Consider the following 18,357-nt stretch of genomic DNA (forward strand, 5'->3'; position numbering starts at 1 on the left):
GTGGCCGGGCGTCTTTTCGCCGCAAAATACGTCAGAAAAAGCTGTCATGGAGGGGACTTTCCGCTCCATGACAGCTTTTTTGGTCTGTATGTTATTCTTTATTAGCGATCAGAACCAGCTTGCCTTTATCCAATTCTTTTTCATACGTTTCCGCTTCCTGCTGGGAAAGGCCGAGCGCTTCCATTTTGCTGCGCAGCTCATCGCCTCGTGATTTGAAAATGTTGCTCATGCTAGTTAAAAGCCCTTGCTCCTTCATACCGACTTCATTTGTATGAAGCGCCTCGGATATATCTTCTCCGCGGTGGCCATCATGGGCGAGAATATACATATCATCAAGGGAAAACCCTTGAGCAAGTAAACCTTCGATCTCCTGTTTTGCTTGTACGGCATTTTCTACTGTTTTTGTTGTAACCATTTGATTGGCCTCCTCATATTTTTATATTCTTTATATATTTACCATGTAGGCGCTTGGTTTAAACATGAGAATATTTTTTCCTTCTAGACGTCCTCTGAATAAGCCAGGCAGCTCCCAAGAGACCAAGAACGAGCAAAACCATTGATAAAGCAAAGAAGGGCGGACGGTAGACGAGTTCAATACGATTCATACCTGCCTGCAGTGGGATGCCGGTAAAGGCAAAATTCGCTTTTTCAATCTGCCTCGTTTCATTATTTACTTTCAGGTGCCATCCTTTTTCAAATGGGATAGGAAGCACCATATATTTCTCTCCTGCTGTATTTTTATATTCAATGCTGATTTTGTTCTTATTCCAGTTCATAGCAGGCTGCTTCATCGGTTGTGCGGCCGCTCGGTGCAGCTCCTCGTAATCTTCCTCATACAGCTTCAGATTTTTTAACTCATAGGTTCCTTTAGGCAGCTGGATGGAGAGTCGTTCCGCTTTCGGCACCCGAATCACAACTGTGGAAATGCCGGTTTTGTAAATAGACTCAGCCGCTTTTCTTGTGGTTTCATATTGATTGACTTTCAGCTTAAAACCTTTTCCATGAACATTTTTAATAAAGAATTGCACATAATAATCTTTTGTTTTTTCGGAGGAAGGATGGGGGGTGATGATCAGGCCGCCGCCATTTTTCGCCACCTGTAATTTGCCGTTCTTATAAATGGCATCCGCCTCTCTGATTTCCGCTTGTTCAATCGTATTTTTCTCTTTTTCCACTACCTGGCCTGGCCCATGCTTTTTCTCCAGCACGACTCCTGAAAGCATGGCGTGTTCTTTGTCAAGCGCCGAATGGTTTTTCAGGTCTTCTTCGTAAAATACGTTACTTGTCGTTCGAACAAACGGAAGGGGAAGCGTGTTTTTGAATACTTTGTAGTGAGCCGTTTCCGCTATCGGAGTGAAACCGTATGGCGCATTTGCGGCTGCCCCTTTTTCTCTCATCCAGTACTTCGTTTGCAGCAAGCCGTAAAGATTTGCCCGGTTGCCCAAAGTAGCATAACGGCTCACGCTTTCCCGGCCCATATCGATTTGCAGATCGCGCCAATAGAAGAAGAGCAGTTCCTGGTTAAAGATACTTGAATACAGGCTTGTTCCGTTAAAGTTTTGCACAATCGGTGTATTGTTTCTAAGGCCGTTCATCCAGTCGATTCGTGCAAAAGGATCTTTTTCGGAACGCTGAATTTCTTTGATCAATTGCTGCTGCTCCGCTCCGTCATATTCCGGGCTTTGCAAAAAGTCGCGGGAAACCTGGTCTACGCCGAATTTTTCAGACATGGTCATTTGTTCATACTTATTGACAACAACGAGGCAGGAGACGATAATGGCAAGCTGTAACAAAAAGAAGAGCACGGCTCTTTTTTTCCATACGTAAAGCATCAGCAGAAGAGCAGAAAGCACAAAAAGCTGAATAATTAGGTCTCTTTGCTGTGCAAAGGTCGGAAGAAGCGCGGGCTCAATGATCTGCATGGTTACTTTTGCCAGCAGCCAATAAAGCAAAAAAGCTCCTGCTGCAGAGAGAATAAGCGGCCGGATTTGAAGCTTATGCAGCACTTGCAAGCCCGCCGCTACACAGCCGCCTGCTGCAAAGGAAAGCAGATATTCCCAGCGGTATTGCGGGGCCGAGAAGCCGTTGAATGCGCTTGCTGCCCATGGGCTGAAATGAAGAATAATCAAGAAAACAGTCAGTACAGCAAAAAAACGGTATGTACGCTCTTTATATAACCGGACAGTGAAGAGAAATAACAGCAGGATAGCCGGCAAAATCACATACTTGCTGGCGTATAGTACATGATCTGTAATTAGGAAAAAAGGAATCTCTGCTTGATAGGCCGGCCGGTGATTGTTAAAAAATCCATATGCAGCAGGGAGAAAGGAAATAGCACTTATGCAGAAACTAATAAGCCCTCCCATGAAAAAAAGCCCGAGCTGTTTCTGTTTGGGAAGCTCCTGTTTGGCAAGCGGCATCAGCCAGCGGAACAGGAGGTAAATAAATAAAAAGATCAAGTGAATATAAGCAAAGTAAAAATTATTGAAAAACATGAGCGACCAGGCAACGATAAACCAGGCCGGTTTTCCCTCACGGATGATTTTCTCCGTGCCTAAAACGAGAAGGGGCAGCCAGAGCATCGCATCTGTGAAAAACTCCCAAAATATGACATGCCGAAAATACATAACCGACAAGCCGTAGACAGCGGCGCCGGTAAAAGCTGCTGACAGGCGAATGTCCATGTATTTGAAGACGAAGGCAGTTGTTAAGATAATTAGAGCGAGTCTGATAAGGCTGACGATTAATACGCTATTCGCCCAAAATAACAAATCAGGGGGCGAGATGAGTCCAGCAGTTTCTAATAAAAAAACGATGGCTGCAGTAATAAGGAAAATGACGGAAGTAGAAAAGTAATAAGCGAGCTGGCTGTAAAATCCGCCCCCTAAGCCAAACGCCCATGAATAAAAGAAATTCCCCTCGCTATATTGATCGTAAATAAATTTCTTAAACGGAACCATTTGCGACAAGCCGTCATTTGGCCCGATCATAAATCGTCCATTCAGCCACTCTTGGATAAAAAAGAAATGAGCAGCCGCCGATAAAAGCAGACTGCTTATCATCAAAAGCAAGACCTTTTTTTTTCTCATGCACTAACACTCTCTTTTTTCAAAATTTTGCTTGTAACGATAAATGTAGCAGGCAGGGCAACGAATACAGCCAGGATAGGAGTGATCATGCTGTTTATACCGAAGTATTCAATAAACACATACATAAAAAGGGAAGAAGCTGCAAAGTTAACCGCCTGCGATAACGGAAATTTTAAAAATTTTGCCAATGTCGGCTTTACCTTAAACGTAAAATAAGAGTTTAAAAAGAAGGAAACGACAAAGCTGACGAAAAAGGCGATCACATGGGAGGGCATATACAGCCATCCGAGGATCTTATGAAGAAGTAAATAAACAAAGTAATAATTAAAGGTATTGATTCCCCCGATTATGACGAATCTGATAAATTCTTGGCTTGTTCTTTTCATACTGCGCTCCGTTCATAAAATTGGTTTCCTGTATTAAATAAGGCGGCCGTTTTTTGGTTTCATAATAAATTCGGCCGATGTACTCGCCGATTACACCGAGGCTGACAAGCTGGATGCCCCCCAGTATTAACACGGCTGTAATAATCGTGAAGTAACCGGGAACCTCGATGCCGTTTTGCAAAATTTGAACAAAGGTAATTGCGCTGTAAATAAGCGCCAAACATAAAACAACTGCTCCTGAGTAAAAGCATATTCTTAGCGGCCGGTTGTTAAATGAAATAAAACCGTCCAGCCCATAATTCAACAATTTGGAAAATGACCATTTTGTTTCCCCATTTTCTCTTAATACGTTGTTGTAATCAATGATTTTTTGATTCATGCCGATCCATGAAAACAGCCCTTTAGAAAACCGCTGCCCTTCGTTAAGGGAAAGAACGGCTTGAACCGCTTTTTCGCTGAGCAGCCGAAAGTCCCCAACGCCATCCTCCAGCTCGACATCCACAATGTGGTTCACTAACCTGTAATAGGATGAGGAAAGCCATCTCTTTACCGCTTTTTCCCCGTTGCGGTTGCGCCGTGCAATGACCTGGTCAAATCCTTCCTCATAGCCTTTCAGCAGCTTAGGAATTAAAGAAGGAGGGTGCTGCAAGTCGGCATCCATAATAATGACGGCCCGGCCGTTGGCATGCTGCAGGCCAGCAAGCAAGGCAGCTTCTTTGCCGAAATTGCGCGAGAACGAGATGAATTTTACTTTTGTTGTTTTTACAGCTAATTGTTTCATTTCTTCTAGTGTATTGTCTGTGCTGGCATCGTTAATAAAACAGATTTCAAAATCATACGCTAACTTTGTAAATTCTTTTTTGATGCTTTCATAGATTAACGAGATGTTCGCTTCTTCATTATAAGCTGGTATGATGATTGAAATGGTATTCACACTTCTCCGCCTCTTCTCTTCATAAAATTGGTTCTGTTGTGTAACGTGCAGTTTCTTTCTTATGTATGCCCCAAATTGACAGAAGAATGAAAAGAAAGTTTAAGCCATGATATTGCTGTTTATGATATACATTCTGTCAAATCGACATATACCCTATTTCTGGATTTTTTAATCCTTTGAAAGAAAGGTTCAGTCATTCAAGCTTGATTTCATTTGAAAAACAAGGGTACATTTGATAGCAACAAATAAAAAAGCTTATTGAAAGGGCAGGTGTCAGCTTATGCTTGATTTACCTAAAAATCATAATCCTTCCAAGAATGATCAGCTCATTTCTCAGTTTTTCCAAAATGAACCATCTATAAACCAAATTGTTCAGGAAACAAACAATTTATTCGATAGACAAAAAACTCGCTATTCTGCCTCTGCTGTTGCGGAGACGCCCCGGCCGTTCTCGATTAGCCGTTTTATTCAGAGGGCTGTTTCATTTTTTGTTCAGCTGCTGCTTCCGGCAGAGAAAGCGAAGCCTGCTGTGCCATCAGCCACTTTAACAGATGAGTATGGAAATGTTTTTCCAGCTTGGAAGGAAAGGCTGGATAAGGAATACGCCGCTTTAAATAACATCGTTCGAGAAGTCAGTGTGGAGCAGTTTGGAGCTGTAGGTGACGGCATAACAGATTGTACAGAAGCGTTTCAGAAAGCAATCGGCAGCGGAAAAGTAAGGGTGCGCATCCCGAAAGGAACCTTCATAGTAAAAGAAATTCGTCTTCCTTCTTTTACTTATCTGATGGGAGAAGGAGCAGAGCAAACAATTCTTAAGCTTCATGATCAAGCCCCGAAAAGCAGTTGGCTGATTACCAATGCAGATCATAAAAAAGGCAATCATCATCTTTGTGTGGAAAACATGACACTCGATTGGAATGTCGAACGCCTTGGAGATATCCCGCGAACGAGCACAGGCGGCAACCGTTCAAGCTGCCTGACTTATGCCCATGTGACCTATGGATGGGTCAAAAAGGTGAAGGCGGTCAACCCGGGTCTGCATTGCTTCGATGTGTCCTCCACGAAATACAGTTACTCAGGGGATGGAACGAGAGCGCAGGGGGGCAGCAAGTACGTTTGGCTCGACGGCCTGCAGGGCTATGGGTTTGGCGATGACGGCATCACCACCCATCATAGCGATTATATTTTCATTTCTAATTCTCATATGTGTGATCCGAGCGGAAAGGCGCATAATGAAGGATTTTCTAATTCGAACGGCATCGAAGTAGACGATGGGTCGCAAAACGTTTGGCTGTTCAACAACTCGACCGCCAGATGCTTTGGCGGAGTGGAAGTAAAGGCGCATCATAATTCATCAGCCGCAAACAATGTGCATATTATTGGCCACTTATCTGTGAATGATAATCGTTCCTTTAATTTCCGGCATATTGGCCATCATAGTGCCGACGACCCGGAATCGCTCACCGCCTATAATATTACGGCTTCCCGCATTGTGGCCGTCGCTCCTATCAGAACCGCCCTTTATCGGGATTCCAAGCCGAGGGCTCTCGTTGTATCGGCTTATAAAAATGTGGTAATCAACCGGTTTGCTGCGGTCGGCGACCCGGTTTACAACTATAACAAACAGCCGGTCATCGCTATTCAATACCGAGCACGAAACGTCCACCTTCACAACTTGCACATCAAAGACTTTCGAACGGCCGGAGTAGATATCAAAGTATTTGGCGGAGCGCAAAAGGCGGATGATGTCCATATGAAAAATGTAGTAATTGAACAGTCGGCTAAAACGGGCATTTTGATCGGGGCAGGGGTGAAACAGGCAACCGTCGAAAATTTGCGCGCCAAGGTAACAGGCGGAACCTGCGGCTGCCAGGCAGAAACTTCATCGGCAGTTTTGAAGAACATTGTGGCACATGGATATGAAACTGATTTTTCACAGGAGGCTTTGAACCGCTAATGTGATAGCAGAAATGCCCAGGTTGAAGCTGTTTTTTGTTTCATCCTGCGGTTTTCTCCCGGGAGGGCTGGAAGGGTACCAGAAACAGCCGGATAGATACACAAACCCTGATAAAATAGTGATAGTTATTTAACAAAAATTGTAGTATATTCATAGGAGGTGGAAAAATAATCACATAAAGGGGCTATTGGCAAGAAGATGAATAATGAACTAAACAGCCGAAATAAGAGAAGAAAGCGCAGACGCTTAAAAAAATCAGTGAAACTGACGCTTTGTGTTCTCAGTATGTTGATTGTCGGACTCTCCATATATAATTTCAGCTTAAAATCTGGTGAAACTGCAGCAAGTGTAGATACGAACAAAGGAAGAGCAGAAGCAAAGCAAGCAGAGAAAAAACAATCGGCGCCGATAAAGGAAACCACGCTCACCATCAGTGCGGCTGGAGACTTTACGCTTGGGACGGATGAAACGTTCCAATATGCAGGCTCTTTTCCTGATGAAGCAGAAAAGAATGGTCTTCCGTACTTTGTAGCAGAATTAGACGATATTTTTAAAAACGATGATTTATCAACTGTTAATCTAGAGACGACCTTGACAAATGCTACAGAAAAAGCCGTCAAGAAATTCCGCTTTAAAGGTGATCCTTCCTATGCACAAATTTTGGAGCTTGGCGGAATTGAGAGCGTCAATCTGGCTAACAATCATATTCATGACTATTTGCAAAAAGGCTATGAAGATACGATAGAGACACTAAAGAAACAAAAAATAGGCTACTTTGGCTATGACCATCAATATATAACGGAAGTAAAAGGAATAAAGGTAGGCGCTCTCGGCTATGAAGGCTGGAACGATACAAAAGAGATTCGCGAGCAAGTAGCAAAGGATATCCAGTCATTGAAGAAAAAAGGCGCTGAAATCGTTCTTGTTCATTATCATTGGGGAGTGGAACGAAGCTATGTGCCGGCAGAGTCACAAAAAACGCTGGCACATTACACGGTAGACAGCGGGGCCGATTTGGTTCTTGGTCATCATCCTCATGTCGTTCAAGGGATAGAAGAATACAATGGCAAATTTATTGTTTACAGTCTAGGCAACTTTATGTTTGGCGGCAACCGCAACCCAAGCGATAAAGATACGTATGTATTCCAGCAAACGTTTCATCTGAAGAACGGGAAATTGACGGACAAAAAAGAGATTAATGTTGTTCCATTCTCTATCTCTTCTGTGGCCTATAGGAATAACTATCAGCCTAAAAAATTGGAAGGCGCAGAAGCGGAGCGAGTCAAGAAGAAAATTATCGATGTCTCTGACCAAATTAATGGATCAGATTGGCTGCAATATGAAACCGGCAAGTAAGCGAAAGGAAAGCTGGGCAAATAAGACATTATTTGCCCGGCTTTTTTTGTATTTAAAAGAGCGGAAGGGGCTCCTCCGCATCAAAATCGGCAGAAAAATCAATCATGTTCTTTAAGAGAATCAAAGGATTTCCGGACAGAGATGACGAAGAATAGGGTATACCTGAAAAAAAGGAGGGGGAAAGGTGAGAAAAGAACTCATGAAAAAGCTGGAACAGAAAGTATCTCTGCCGGTGATTATGGCTCCAATGTTTTTAGTATCCAGTCCGCGGATGGTGATTGAAGGCTGCAAATCAGGGATAATCGGCTCGTTTCCGCTGTTAAACGCCCGGACAGCAGAAACGCTGAAGGAGTGGATGGAAGCAATTACACTCGAACTGGAGGAAGCCGAGCGCCAAAACCCGGGCCAGGTTATCGCTCCTTGGGCCGTTAACTTTATCGCTCACCGTTCAAATAAGCGGTATGACGAAGATCTAGAGTTAATTAAAGAATATAAGCCGCCGATTGTTATTACCTCGTTAGGCGACCCGAGTCCAGTCGCAGAAACTGTTCATCAATATGGCGGTTTAGTTTTCGCGGATGTAATTACTGTGTCGCATGCCAAAAAAGCAGCTGCAAGAGGAGTGGACGGATTGATATTGGTGTGCACAGGAGCAGGAGGCCATGCAGGCACGATTAATCCTTTTGCATTTGTCGGGGCAGTGAAGGAGTTTTGGAACGGCATCACCATTCTGTCAGGGGCCATCTCGAACGGCCGTGATATTATGGCTGCACAAGCGCTTGGAGCTGATTTTGCTTATATGGGAACCCGTTTTATTCCAGCAGAAGAAAGCTTTGCCCAAACAGAGTACCGCGACATGCTTATAGATTCCACACTGGATGACTTAATCTACACAAGCGCTTTCAGCGGGGTAAAGGCTAATTACTTAAAGCCCAGTATTCGGCAAGCAGGATTGGATCCCGATCAATTAGAGAAAAAGGAGCAAGCCGATTTCTCCAAAATGAATGAAGAGGGCCCGAAAGTATGGAAAAATATTTGGTCAGCTGGCCAAGGCGTTCATACGATTCACAGCGTTCAAACTGTCTCGCAAATTGTTGATGAGCTGAAAGATTCCTATAATGAAGCAAGACAAATGCTGATAAGCGAAAAAGTATAGCGAAAAGACAAGCCAAGACATGAATGATTATTCATTCATGTCTTGGCTTGCGAACAAAAGAGGTTCAGAATGCTCTTATTCTGAACCTCTTTTGTTGTTAGGCTCTATTATAATGGTTCAGCCATTAAAACAAATGGATTTTGAGCAATTTGAATGACGGGCATTTATGATAGCTTACGCTTGTCAAAGTTCAATGTGTAATACTTATTCAACTAACGGAGTGATTTGAATAGCATGCGAAACCTATAAAAAGGTTTCGCCGTATAGAATAATCATTATCGTTTTTATGTCAAATATTGGAGGTGTCTGTTATAAAAAAGGGCAACGTTGGAACGGCTTTGTTTACAGGTCTATTTGTTGGAATGATGGTTTTTTTATCAGAGTATTTAATTCCTAACGCAAGCCTTGTTACCTCATTAATAGTTACTGGGTTATCTGCTTTAGTCGGCAGCTTGATAGGTAATAAGTTATTTTTCAATAAATCTTGAAGAAATATAGGCAAAGTAAAGGATGTTCAGTTGAATAAATTGGTTATGCCCGTCATCTGGTGGGCTAAATGGCTGTATGGGACAAGCTGATCTAAAGCGATCACACCCATTTGGCTCTGTTGGGGTGTTTTTCGAAAGTTTAACTCGGGAGATTGATCTATTTATTCTAAAACAGCCATCATTATAGGACTGTTCTACCCTCGTGCACCTTGAGGATTGGAATTGAAATCAACCGTCCGCATTGTTCGATGCATCTAACTTACTAAAGGGTCGAAAAAGACTTTTATGGTTCTTTAGTCTGTTTTTTCAGAAAAGATACAAAAGGGGAATCGTTTACATTTTCTCTTATAACCTTCTATTTTATATTTTTTGCCATATTGTCGAATTATATTCCCTGATTCCATTGACCTTTAACAAAAAATAGCATAAAATACGAGAGGTCGACATTTGGTTTTTTTGCTAAATGCTAGAAAACTTACATGCAATTATTACAGTGTATATAGATTCATATTATCTAGCTATTATTGAAGGGATTTAGAGAAAATGAAACGATTGCGTTGGCCTGCTTGGGTCATTCTGACTATAATTTTTCTTTTTGTACTCATAGGATTTAACCGTATATTGGAAAACTCTACATATGCAAAGAATGAAAAAGTAGAAACAAAGAAACTGAGCAAATATCCTGGGTTACAGCTGGAAACAAGAACGAGTGAAACGAAAGATTATACATTGGCGATCAGCATGCCTCTTGCCGCCAGCGAAAAAGTCAACCAGCCGATTCAGCAATGGGCAAAAAGACAGGAAGAACAATTTATCGAAGAGGTGAAAGCCCATTCGAATTTATTTGAAAAGAAAAAGCGTGCAAACTTAACAATTGAAGTAGATACAGGCAAAGTCAATGACCATATATACAGTCTTGTTTTTTCCGCTTATCAGTACACTGGGGGAGCAAATAGACAAGAGACAATTAAAACATTTGTTATTGACTTAGCTCAAAATAAAATTTTAACGGTAACGGATATTTTGCAGGATAAGAAAGACAGTCTGGATGAAATCCGCGCGTTGGTGACCGATCAATTAAACAGCCAGGAAGATATCGCCTTTTACATAATGGACGATTTACTGGAGGATGCTCTGAAAGATGAACGTCAGTGGAAATGGTCCATCAGCCAAAAATCATTTATTCTGTATTTTGATAAGCACGAGGCAGCAGCCGGGCCAGCTGGATCATTGAAAGCAGTTCTTCCGGTGGAGCAGGTGAAGCCGTTTTTAAAAGAAGAAATCGCCAAGGAAATCAAAACATCTGGGCAGTCAAAAGGACAGCTTATAAAACCGGGTGTGAAGCCTGTTAAATTGGATCCTAATGGGAAATATGTGGCTCTTACCTTTGATGATGGGCCGAATGCCACTTCAACTCCCAAAGTTTTAAGTGCGTTGAAAGCCCATGATGCGGTTGCGACGTTTTTTATGCTGGGCAGTCAGGCTGAATATTATCCTCAAGTAGCCCAGCAGGTATTGGCTGAAGGGCACGAGATCGGAAGCCATACTGAGAGTCACCGAGATTTGTCCACGTTAAAAGATGATCAAATTCAGCAAGAGCTTGGAGAAGCAAGCCGCAAGATTGAAGGAGCGACTGGATATAAGCCGACACTGCTGCGCCCTCCGTACGGAGCTTACAATGATAAAGTCCTGCATGCGGCTAAGCGCGAAGGGACACCAATTATTCTATGGTCAGTTGATTCGCTCGATTGGAAAAGCCGGAATGCCCAAGCCGTCAAAGATGTAGTTCTGCGGACGGTCAAGCCTGGCTCGATTGTATTGATGCATGATATTCACCTTTCAACAGCAGAAGCACTGCCTTCCTTATTAACAGCTCTTAAAAAACAAGGCTATCAATTTATAACCGTGTCACAGCTGCTGTCATTAAACAACCAGTCGGAATTAGGTCCATATTATAGTAAAGTGAACTGATGGATGCAGCAAAGAAACACCGCCGCCTGAATAACCAGGCGGCGGTGTTTCTTTTTGTTTGCTAAAGTTATTTCTTCTAGCCGACGCGGGGTGGCGTATAGGCTAAAAATCTGAAGCTGATTTTTATTCTAACGTTTCATTTCCAAGCAGCACAAACTCATAGCCTTGCTCCCGCAAAACCGGTACCGCTTGCTTCACTCCTTCAGCTGTGCCGCTTTGCGGCTGGTTCATATGCAACAGAGCAATGGCACCTTCTTTTGCGCTTATTAATGCTTGTTTCACCTGTGCGCTCGAAAATGTCGCTCCCGCATCGCCAAGCACATCAAAATTAACTACTTGATAGCCGAGCTCCTCCGCTAATTGAACAGCCACTTCATCGTAATAAGCTGTTCCCGAACGAAACATCGTCATCTCCTTGCCTGTCAAGGCTTTTACCGTTTGGTGATTGCTCATAATTTCATCATAAACGGCTTGCGGCGAGGCAGTGGCTTCAATTCCCCACGCTTCTCCGCCTGCGACAGACAGCGGGGCATGCTCCGTTCCATGGTTTTCAATTTGAAACAAAGGATCAGCCGCTAGCTCTAAAAAAAGCGCCTTATTTGCCTGAATCCAACGTTCATTTAAAAACAACGTAGCGGGAACCTGTTCCGCCCGTAAAAAAGAGAGCAGTTCTTCGTCATAGCCACTGCCATGAGCCCCTCCGCATGCATCAAAGGTAAGCGCCATTTTTTTCTCGTCTGTTTTCATTCTCGTTTTTACTCCATCCACCTGTTCGCCCCATTGCACAGGCTTGCGTTCAAATGCACTTAAATCAAGGGGCTTCATTACTTCTTCAGGCGCCTTTTTTGACACTTCTGCTGCTTCTTTTTCCGCTGCCGGAATCGATTCTTCCTCCGCTTTCTGACTACACCCTTGCAGCAAACATAAAGATACACACGTACTTAATAGTAAACATCTTGCTTTCATATTTCTCCCTCGTTCTTTCATCTCAAACTGTACCAATCACTTTATTATAACCTTCCATGAACAAGTTTGGGTTTCACTGTGTAAAGAAAAATAGGAAACAATCCATACATCCGCCTGATATTTTTTAAGCAATGGTGACAAAACGACAATAGATCATTTCCTCTATGAAAATGACCTAATTATAAAATATTCACAATCACAAGGGAAGGCAGGCTGAATTCACTGCAAATAAAAACGCTCCTGTTAGCTACTTTGGGCAGTTCAAGGAAGTTCATAAAGCACGGGTCTATTTGGATCAGCCAACAGAATTTTTAGAGGCACTGCAACAAAAATTAGGGGACTGCCGCTCACAACCTGATGCTGAGGAAGTCACTGTTCTAAAAGAGGCAGCGATGACTCTTGACAATAGCAGACTCGTAAAGTGAACCTGCAATCAGTGAGGGGCTTGATTCCTCACTGATTGCTAGTTAAATCAACCGGCTTTTCGAGATCGATCGAGCCACATGAATCCCGCTTGCCGCCGCTCCGATCGTTCCTCCGCCAGGAAAAATATGGTCTCCGCAAAGGTAGAGGTTGTTGAGGCCTGATCGGTGTGAAATAGAGCGGAATAAAGCGTGGGCAACTGTTTGCGGAAAACCGCCGACGTAGCCATTTGGTCTTTTCGTGTAGTTTTCCCACGCCTTTGGTGCCCCGTACTCCATCGATTCAATTGATTCTCGGAAGGAGGGGACGACTTTTTCAACTGCTGTTAACATTTTTTCTGCCAAGGCCGCACGATAATGATCGTACTGCTCTTGTGTTGCCCAGTGAGCTGGATCTGAATGCGTAGAGATCGTAATCGTTTGATAATTGTCTGGCGCTCGCCTGTGATCTCCTAACTCGGAGGCAGACATGAAAAAATGCTCTCCTTCGGCCATATTGCCGTCACTGCTCGTTGAAATTTGCCGAAATAATGGCAATGGCTCACCCAGCTTTTGCGCATGAACAGTGATATACAGTGTGAGCGTTACCCACGTTGGTTCATTCACATGCTGCTTCAGCGGTTTTTTCAGCTGTTGAACCAGCTTTTGGTTCCAACAATTGCGGCAGCTGCTGAATGGCGCTGTTTAAAATCACAAAGTCGGCTTCGTACGATTGACCTCGATGATCATATACAACCCATTGATTGCCGGATGCTGTCACCTTCTCAACCGTTCTTCTTTTCTTAATAACGCCTTCGTTTTCTACTATGCTTTCACCCATCCTGTCAGCTAGCCGATACAAGCCGCCTGGCACATAAAAGGCGCCTTCGTGATAAATATCGAGAGCAACTGCTGCCAGCAAATAAGACACATCCCGGCTCCCGGTCTGCATACTATCAATGAGCAGCCCATCAAGCATATGAACGAAAGGACGCAAGGTATGTAGAGAGTGTTTTTTCAACACATCATGTAATGTTCGGTTAAAATTAGGCAACAGCTTCACATGAATAGGGCGAATCGACACCAGTAAGTAGCTCCATTCCCGAATAGTGGTTGGCGGTAAAATCGGCAATCGTTGCATCAACGTCCGTACGATGCCTGCTGTTTCAAAGATTTCTTGATAAAACGCCTCAATCCGTTTTGCCTCTTCTGGGAATAGCGCTTTCATTTGCTCTACATGCCGGACGCGATCCCGATAAAATGTAAAAGTATGAGCAGGGTGAATCATCTCCATCACCACTTCTAACGGTTCAACCGGAAACGGCTTCTGCAAAAAACGAAATACTCGTTCGTGGATGCCGTTTGGCTCAAGCCCCATTCCTAATGTCGCTCCTGCCGGGTATAAAAACGGACGCCTTTGAAATTTACCAGCACAACCTCCAAGTTCAGACGATGCTTCTAATACCGTTACTTGATATCCGACTTTCGCAAGCATTGAAGCAGCCGTTAACCCGGCTATACCTGCTCCTACAACCATGACACGTTTTGACATATCCATTCCTCCCATCCTCATTATGAAGAGGAAAATAAATAAACTCAAATTCTAGCTCTTTCTCCAGTCAGATAGTGATGATTGCTTCTTTCTGTCCTTCCCCGATATAATAAAACTACCATCTATTTGGAAAGGATCAGATATTATGACCATTACTCGAGCATTATCAATTGCTGGCTCAGCTGCTAGAGGGGGCGCCGGCATTCAAGCAGATATAAAAACATTTCAAGAGCTAGATGTATTTGGAATGAGTGCCATTACTGCGATCGTGGCTAGTCATCCGCGAACTGAGCAAGGAATTTTCCCGCAAACGATTGAAGCGATTGAAGCACAAGTATATACCGCTTTGCATGATATTGGAGCCGATGCGATTAAAACAGGTATGTTATTCACGGAAGAAATTATTGCAAAAACAGCCCAGTGGATTGAAGAAGCCGCTGTGGCTAATATTGTTGTTGATCCAGTAATGATCGGAAAGATGGGGTCTGCCTTACTAAAGGATGATGCGGTTCATGCCATGAAAACAAAGCTCTTGCCCCTGGCCACGATCATTACGCCCAATATGCCTGAAGCAGCCAAACTATTAGAAGCTGGTCCACTCACATCGATCGAAGAGCTAAAAGAAGCAGCGCAGGCACTGCACCATCTCGGTCCGAAATATGTTCTTGTCAAAGGCGGTCGCTTAGAAGGACCAGCTATTGATGTCCTATTTGACGGCAAGCAATTTTTCTTATTGGAAGCCCCGCGCATTGATACGATCCACACCAATGGAGCAGGCTGTACATACTCGGCAGCGATCACCGCTGAGCTGGCGAAAGGAAAAAGTGTGCCAGAAGCAGTGGAAAAAGCGAAAAGATTTATTACGGCAGCCATTCGACACTCCATTCGTTTTAAAAGAGGTGTCGGACCGACGAATCATGCCGCTTATGGCAAATACAATGAAACAGCTTGTAAAGTGACGGCAGAATAAACGATGATCTCCATGAAAGGCCAAAAATTCTGTTGGTATTTTCTGGATTCTGTTTGTTTTGTCAATTGATTTCTTCCATAAATAGATGTGTGAGGTGTAAGCCAATTTGCTTGAGTGAGTGAAGTATTAAGAGGAGGGGGGCTGATCTGTCAGATGAAGAAATGGATCATTACTTTAGCGGCCTTCATGGCGGTGGGTGTATATTTCGCTTGGCCCAAAGTAAATTTAGAAGAACCTGTTATAATGTCTGTTCAATTTGACGAAGCAACTAAAACATTAGCAGTTTCATATATAGTTGATCAAGATGATGATACGTATGTAATGGAAATTGCGCATAACACAAAAGGTTTTTATCCTCTGCGACCAAACATTCATGAGGATGGGATAACTGATTTGACACAAGTATTAGCAGCGCAAAATGGCTATGAGCTGCGAGAAGACGTAGTGAAACTGACAGATGACCAGCTTGCCTATTTTCTTTCCTTTGAAGGACGTGTATTACCTGTTCAAATTTCATTTGAAGACTATTCTCCGATTGAAACCACGCTTGTTCTTCTATTGGAAGACGAGGCGGCTGATGTGGCAAAGGATCATCATTTACTTCGCTATACGTATACATCTCCGGAAGATGTAACGATTGATTCAATTGGTCATTATGATAGTGCAGCAACGATTTCCTTCGAGCAAAATCGTGAGGAAGCTGTTTTCCCCTTGACACTTAAACAAGGAGATACAGTAGACATTATTATTCATGAGCCATACAAACTTAGCTTAAAGGATAGGCTGTTACTTGAAATTACAACGACAGAGAATCAGTCATTTTCAAAGAATATCTTAATGACTGAAGCCATTCCCGAAGGATACTTAAAGCAAATGGTGGAGGAATCGAATGGTTATACCGATTCAAGACGCTAGTTGTCATCTGCCGCTTCCTGCTTTTAATTGAGGCATTGTCCAAATAATAGGAAGCAGTCTTATAGGTTCTTCTATGAAGGAGCAATCACATACACTTATTCCAGAATAGGGCGCTTTAATGGCACAAGGATCACAGAGGTGATCAACCTTTTTTTATAAAATAAGATTTACATCTGCTAGATAAGAATCTATTTTGATCCATCTTTTTTCAAAATAGATTCTTTTTATTTATCATCAAATACCGGTTTGTGAGAGGGTTTTGATCCTGCTTTATTTTAAAGCTGCAGCTGCAAAATCCTAGTTTACTACTTGATCCATCTTCACTAAATGATGAGATATTTCTTCCTAACCTCTGCGATTCTCCTCAATTGCTTGTCTAGAATCCAGAATAAGTCACATACATAAATACATTTGCTTCCTTTCATTTACGAGGGGATGGTAGCGGGATTTTCACAATTTATCTATTGGTCTGGTTGTTTATTAATTAATAATCTATCAAGAGAACCTAAGAAATAGGTTGTTCGGTTTTAATCATTCTTCTGATAAACTCAAGCTATAGGCGAAACCGCAGAAAACAATTAGTTATTTAAGGGATAGGGGAGAATAGAAAGAATGGATGTATGTTTTGATGCCTTAAAGCAGCAATGCCGGCAGCGGGGAATGGACCCTCTCGCCATACCGGGATTCAACGATATCTTGTCAGGGGAGGAGCTGAAGCAAAAGTGTCAAGAGCATAAGCGCTTCCTCAAGATTGTTCATCATTCTTTTGAAAGATTTGTTTCTTCCATGCAAGGATTTCCGGTGTTAACGGCTACGACCGATTGCGAAGGTTACGTCATGCAAATGCTTGGAGATCAAACGATTAAAGAGACAGTCAATCAGTTAGGCATAAAAGAAGGCGTGCACTTTACGGAAGAAAATTACGGAATCAATTGTATTAATTTGGCGTTAAAGTACAATGAGCCTATCGAAGTCATCGGTCTCGACCATTACCATCACTGTCTTCATGCTTCGGCTTGTTATGGCGTATCCATTAAAGATCCGATCAGCGGCCATATGATAGGCGCCATTTCCTTTATGACAACCGTTGATCAAGGCAGCCCTCTATTACTGACCTTGTTGCTTATGATGAAAGATTCGATCGAAAGGGAGCTGCAGCTGCTGAATCAAAACGAGAAACTGCATATCATCAATCAGCTGATTATGAATACGACGAGAAACGGTATGATTATTTCAAACAAAGAAGGAAACCTGATTGGGTTTAACCATGCAGCTGAGCAGTTGACCGGGCAGAAAAGAGAGCAGGTGCTTTTTCAACCGGTTCATATACTGGACCGTTTTGGCGCCTACTTAAACGAGGTGATCAAAAAGAATGAGCAATACACAGATCTGGAGCTATCATTCGCTGAAAAGGATGGACGTGAGCAGACTGTTTTATTTGATGCACTGCCAATTCTCGATGAACAACAAAGATTAATCGGCGCTTTTGCCCAAATAAAGGACATTAGCCGCCGCAAGCAGACAGAAGAGCTGTTGGTAAATACAGAAAAGCTTGCGGCTGTAGGCCAAATGGCTGCGAGTGTTGCTCATGAGATCCGGAATCCGCTTACGACGATCCGCGGTTTTATCCAGCTTGCAGAGAAAGGCTTTGAGGAGTCGCACGCTCAGTTAATTCTTGAAGAAATTGATCGGATTAATTTGATTGTCAGTGAATTTTTAGTGTTATCTAAGCCGAACGTTGTCCATTTTCAGAACAAGAATGTAAAGAAGATATTAGAGGAAACCATTGCTTTGTTCCAAGCGCAAGCCAGTATGAACAATATCGAAGTAATAACAGAAGCAATAACAGACGGCTGCAGGGTTCATTGCAACGAAAATCAATTAAAACAAGTATTTATCAATATTTTTAAGAATAGCGTCGAAGCGATGCCGCTGGGCGGGCAGCTGATCATCCGTATGGAAGAAACACCGGATGCAAAAGTGATGATCCAAATCACAGATACAGGAGAAGGGATGGAGGCTGAGCAAATTCAGAAGCTGGGCACCCCATTTTACACAACAAAGGAAGCGGGCACAGGGCTTGGCTATATGATTATCAAGCATATTATTGAGCAGCATAAGGGGATGCTGAACATCCGAAGCAAAGTAAAAAAAGGAACGACGGTGGAGATGGTTTTGCCGATTAGCAGCATGGAATGACTTCCCATGCTGAGGGA

14 protein-coding genes are annotated in these 18,357 nt (G+C 43.0%); 7 read left to right on the forward strand and 7 right to left on the reverse strand.

All coding sequences use genetic code 11. From position 1 onward, the window contains the following. Positions 1-91: 91 nt before the first annotated feature. Genes B1A98_RS09250 through B1A98_RS09265 form a run of 4 tightly spaced genes read right to left on the reverse strand, consistent with a single transcriptional unit; the run spans position 92 to position 4,409 of the window. Positions 92-415 carry a YflT domain-containing protein gene (locus B1A98_RS09250; protein WP_041096117.1) on the reverse strand — a complete coding sequence of 108 codons (324 nt, stop codon included), beginning with the start codon at positions 413-415 and terminating at the stop codon, positions 92-94. 58 nt (positions 416-473) lie between these two features. Further along, positions 474-3,089 carry a YfhO family protein gene (locus B1A98_RS09255; RefSeq protein ID WP_063385091.1) on the reverse strand — a complete coding sequence of 872 codons (2,616 nt, stop codon included), beginning with the start codon at positions 3,087-3,089 and terminating at the stop codon, positions 474-476. Next, entirely contained in the window at positions 3,086-3,475 is a 390-nt protein-coding gene (locus B1A98_RS09260) for a GtrA family protein (protein WP_041096112.1), read from the reverse strand. The genes B1A98_RS09255 and B1A98_RS09260 overlap by 4 nt, the downstream gene beginning before the upstream one ends. After that, complete coding sequence (locus tag B1A98_RS09265; RefSeq protein WP_041096110.1) at positions 3,414-4,409, reverse strand: glycosyltransferase family 2 protein; 996 nt, start codon at positions 4,407-4,409, stop codon at positions 3,414-3,416. Before B1A98_RS09265 ends, B1A98_RS09260 begins: the two co-directional genes overlap by 62 nt. 280 nt (positions 4,410-4,689) lie before the next feature. Between B1A98_RS09265 and B1A98_RS09270 the strand changes: the two genes are divergently transcribed. The 4 genes from B1A98_RS09270 to B1A98_RS09290 all read left to right on the forward strand — a co-directional run bounded on the left by B1A98_RS09270 (position 4,690) and on the right by B1A98_RS09290 (position 11,337). Next, the gene (locus B1A98_RS09270) at positions 4,690-6,366 is read left to right on the forward strand and encodes a glycosyl hydrolase family 28-related protein (protein WP_063385090.1); all 1,677 of its coding nucleotides are present in this window, start codon (positions 4,690-4,692) and stop codon (positions 6,364-6,366) included. Positions 6,367-6,564: 198 nt separating this feature from the next. After that, positions 6,565-7,722 (forward strand): CapA family protein, encoded by a 1,158-nt coding sequence (locus B1A98_RS09275; RefSeq protein ID WP_063385089.1) that lies wholly within the window; start codon positions 6,565-6,567, stop codon positions 7,720-7,722. A gap of 184 nt (positions 7,723-7,906) precedes the next feature. Beyond that, a complete protein-coding gene (locus tag B1A98_RS09280) occupies positions 7,907-8,878 on the forward strand; it encodes an NAD(P)H-dependent flavin oxidoreductase (protein WP_082821755.1) in 972 nt (323 codons plus the stop codon). 1,109 nt (positions 8,879-9,987) lie between these two features. Further along, positions 9,988-11,337, forward strand: a complete 1,350-nt coding sequence (locus B1A98_RS09290; RefSeq protein ID WP_158286027.1) for a polysaccharide deacetylase family protein — start codon at positions 9,988-9,990, stop codon at positions 11,335-11,337. 123 nt (positions 11,338-11,460) lie between these two features. Here the strand turns inward: B1A98_RS09290 and B1A98_RS09295 are convergent, their stop codons facing one another. The 3 genes from B1A98_RS09295 to B1A98_RS20750 form a co-directional block, all read right to left on the reverse strand. Next, the gene (locus B1A98_RS09295) at positions 11,461-12,303 is read right to left on the reverse strand and encodes a polysaccharide deacetylase family protein (RefSeq protein ID WP_063385087.1); all 843 of its coding nucleotides are present in this window, start codon (positions 12,301-12,303) and stop codon (positions 11,461-11,463) included. A 467-nt stretch (positions 12,304-12,770) separates the two neighbouring features. Continuing rightward, on the reverse strand, positions 12,771-13,331 hold the full coding sequence (locus B1A98_RS20745) for a phytoene desaturase family protein (protein ID WP_240492461.1): 561 nt from the start codon (positions 13,329-13,331) through the stop codon (positions 12,771-12,773). Beyond that, positions 13,324-14,256: a phytoene desaturase family protein gene (locus B1A98_RS20750; RefSeq protein ID WP_240492460.1), complete on the reverse strand. Its 933-nt coding sequence runs from the start codon at positions 14,254-14,256 to the stop codon at positions 13,324-13,326. The genes B1A98_RS20745 and B1A98_RS20750 overlap by 8 nt, the downstream gene beginning before the upstream one ends. Before the next feature lie 145 nt (positions 14,257-14,401). On the opposite strand from B1A98_RS20750, the gene thiD reads away from it, so the two are divergent. From thiD to B1A98_RS09315, 3 genes are all read left to right on the forward strand, one after another. Beyond that, the gene (thiD, locus tag B1A98_RS09305) at positions 14,402-15,226 is read left to right on the forward strand and encodes a bifunctional hydroxymethylpyrimidine kinase/phosphomethylpyrimidine kinase (RefSeq protein WP_063385086.1); all 825 of its coding nucleotides are present in this window, start codon (positions 14,402-14,404) and stop codon (positions 15,224-15,226) included. A 153-nt stretch (positions 15,227-15,379) separates the two neighbouring features. Then, on the forward strand, positions 15,380-16,141 hold the full coding sequence (locus tag B1A98_RS09310; RefSeq protein ID WP_063385085.1) for a hypothetical protein: 762 nt from the start codon (positions 15,380-15,382) through the stop codon (positions 16,139-16,141). Positions 16,142-16,753: 612 nt separating this feature from the next. After that, positions 16,754-18,340, forward strand: coding sequence for an ATP-binding protein (locus tag B1A98_RS09315; protein ID WP_063385084.1), 1,587 nt, complete (start codon positions 16,754-16,756; stop codon positions 18,338-18,340). The last annotated feature ends 17 nt before the right edge of the window (positions 18,341-18,357 follow it).

The sequence above is a fragment of the Pseudobacillus badius genome, from assembly GCF_002189605.1.
Taxonomy (GTDB): Bacteria; Bacillota; Bacilli; order Bacillales; family Domibacillaceae; genus Pseudobacillus; species Pseudobacillus badius.

What these genes read in the sequence shown, in the direction of transcription:
- B1A98_RS20750 (WP_240492460.1), bottom strand. Translation starts at nt 14,256, where the DNA reads ATGTCAAAACGTGTCATGGTTGTAGGAGCAGGTATAGCCGGGTTAACG.
- B1A98_RS09315 (WP_063385084.1), top strand. Translation starts at nt 16,754, where the DNA reads ATGGATGTATGTTTTGATGCCTTAAAGCAGCAATGCCGGCAGCGGGGA.
- thiD (WP_063385086.1), top strand. Translation starts at nt 14,402, where the DNA reads ATGACCATTACTCGAGCATTATCAATTGCTGGCTCAGCTGCTAGAGGG.
- B1A98_RS09255 (WP_063385091.1), bottom strand. Translation starts at nt 3,089, where the DNA reads ATGAGAAAAAAAAAGGTCTTGCTTTTGATGATAAGCAGTCTGCTTTTA.
- B1A98_RS09270 (WP_063385090.1), top strand. Translation starts at nt 4,690, where the DNA reads ATGCTTGATTTACCTAAAAATCATAATCCTTCCAAGAATGATCAGCTC.
- B1A98_RS09310 (WP_063385085.1), top strand. Translation starts at nt 15,380, where the DNA reads ATGAAGAAATGGATCATTACTTTAGCGGCCTTCATGGCGGTGGGTGTA.
- B1A98_RS09275 (WP_063385089.1), top strand. Translation starts at nt 6,565, where the DNA reads ATGAATAATGAACTAAACAGCCGAAATAAGAGAAGAAAGCGCAGACGC.
- B1A98_RS09295 (WP_063385087.1), bottom strand. Translation starts at nt 12,303, where the DNA reads ATGAAAGCAAGATGTTTACTATTAAGTACGTGTGTATCTTTATGTTTG.
- B1A98_RS09250 (WP_041096117.1), bottom strand. Translation starts at nt 415, where the DNA reads ATGGTTACAACAAAAACAGTAGAAAATGCCGTACAAGCAAAACAGGAG.
- B1A98_RS09260 (WP_041096112.1), bottom strand. Translation starts at nt 3,475, where the DNA reads ATGAAAAGAACAAGCCAAGAATTTATCAGATTCGTCATAATCGGGGGA.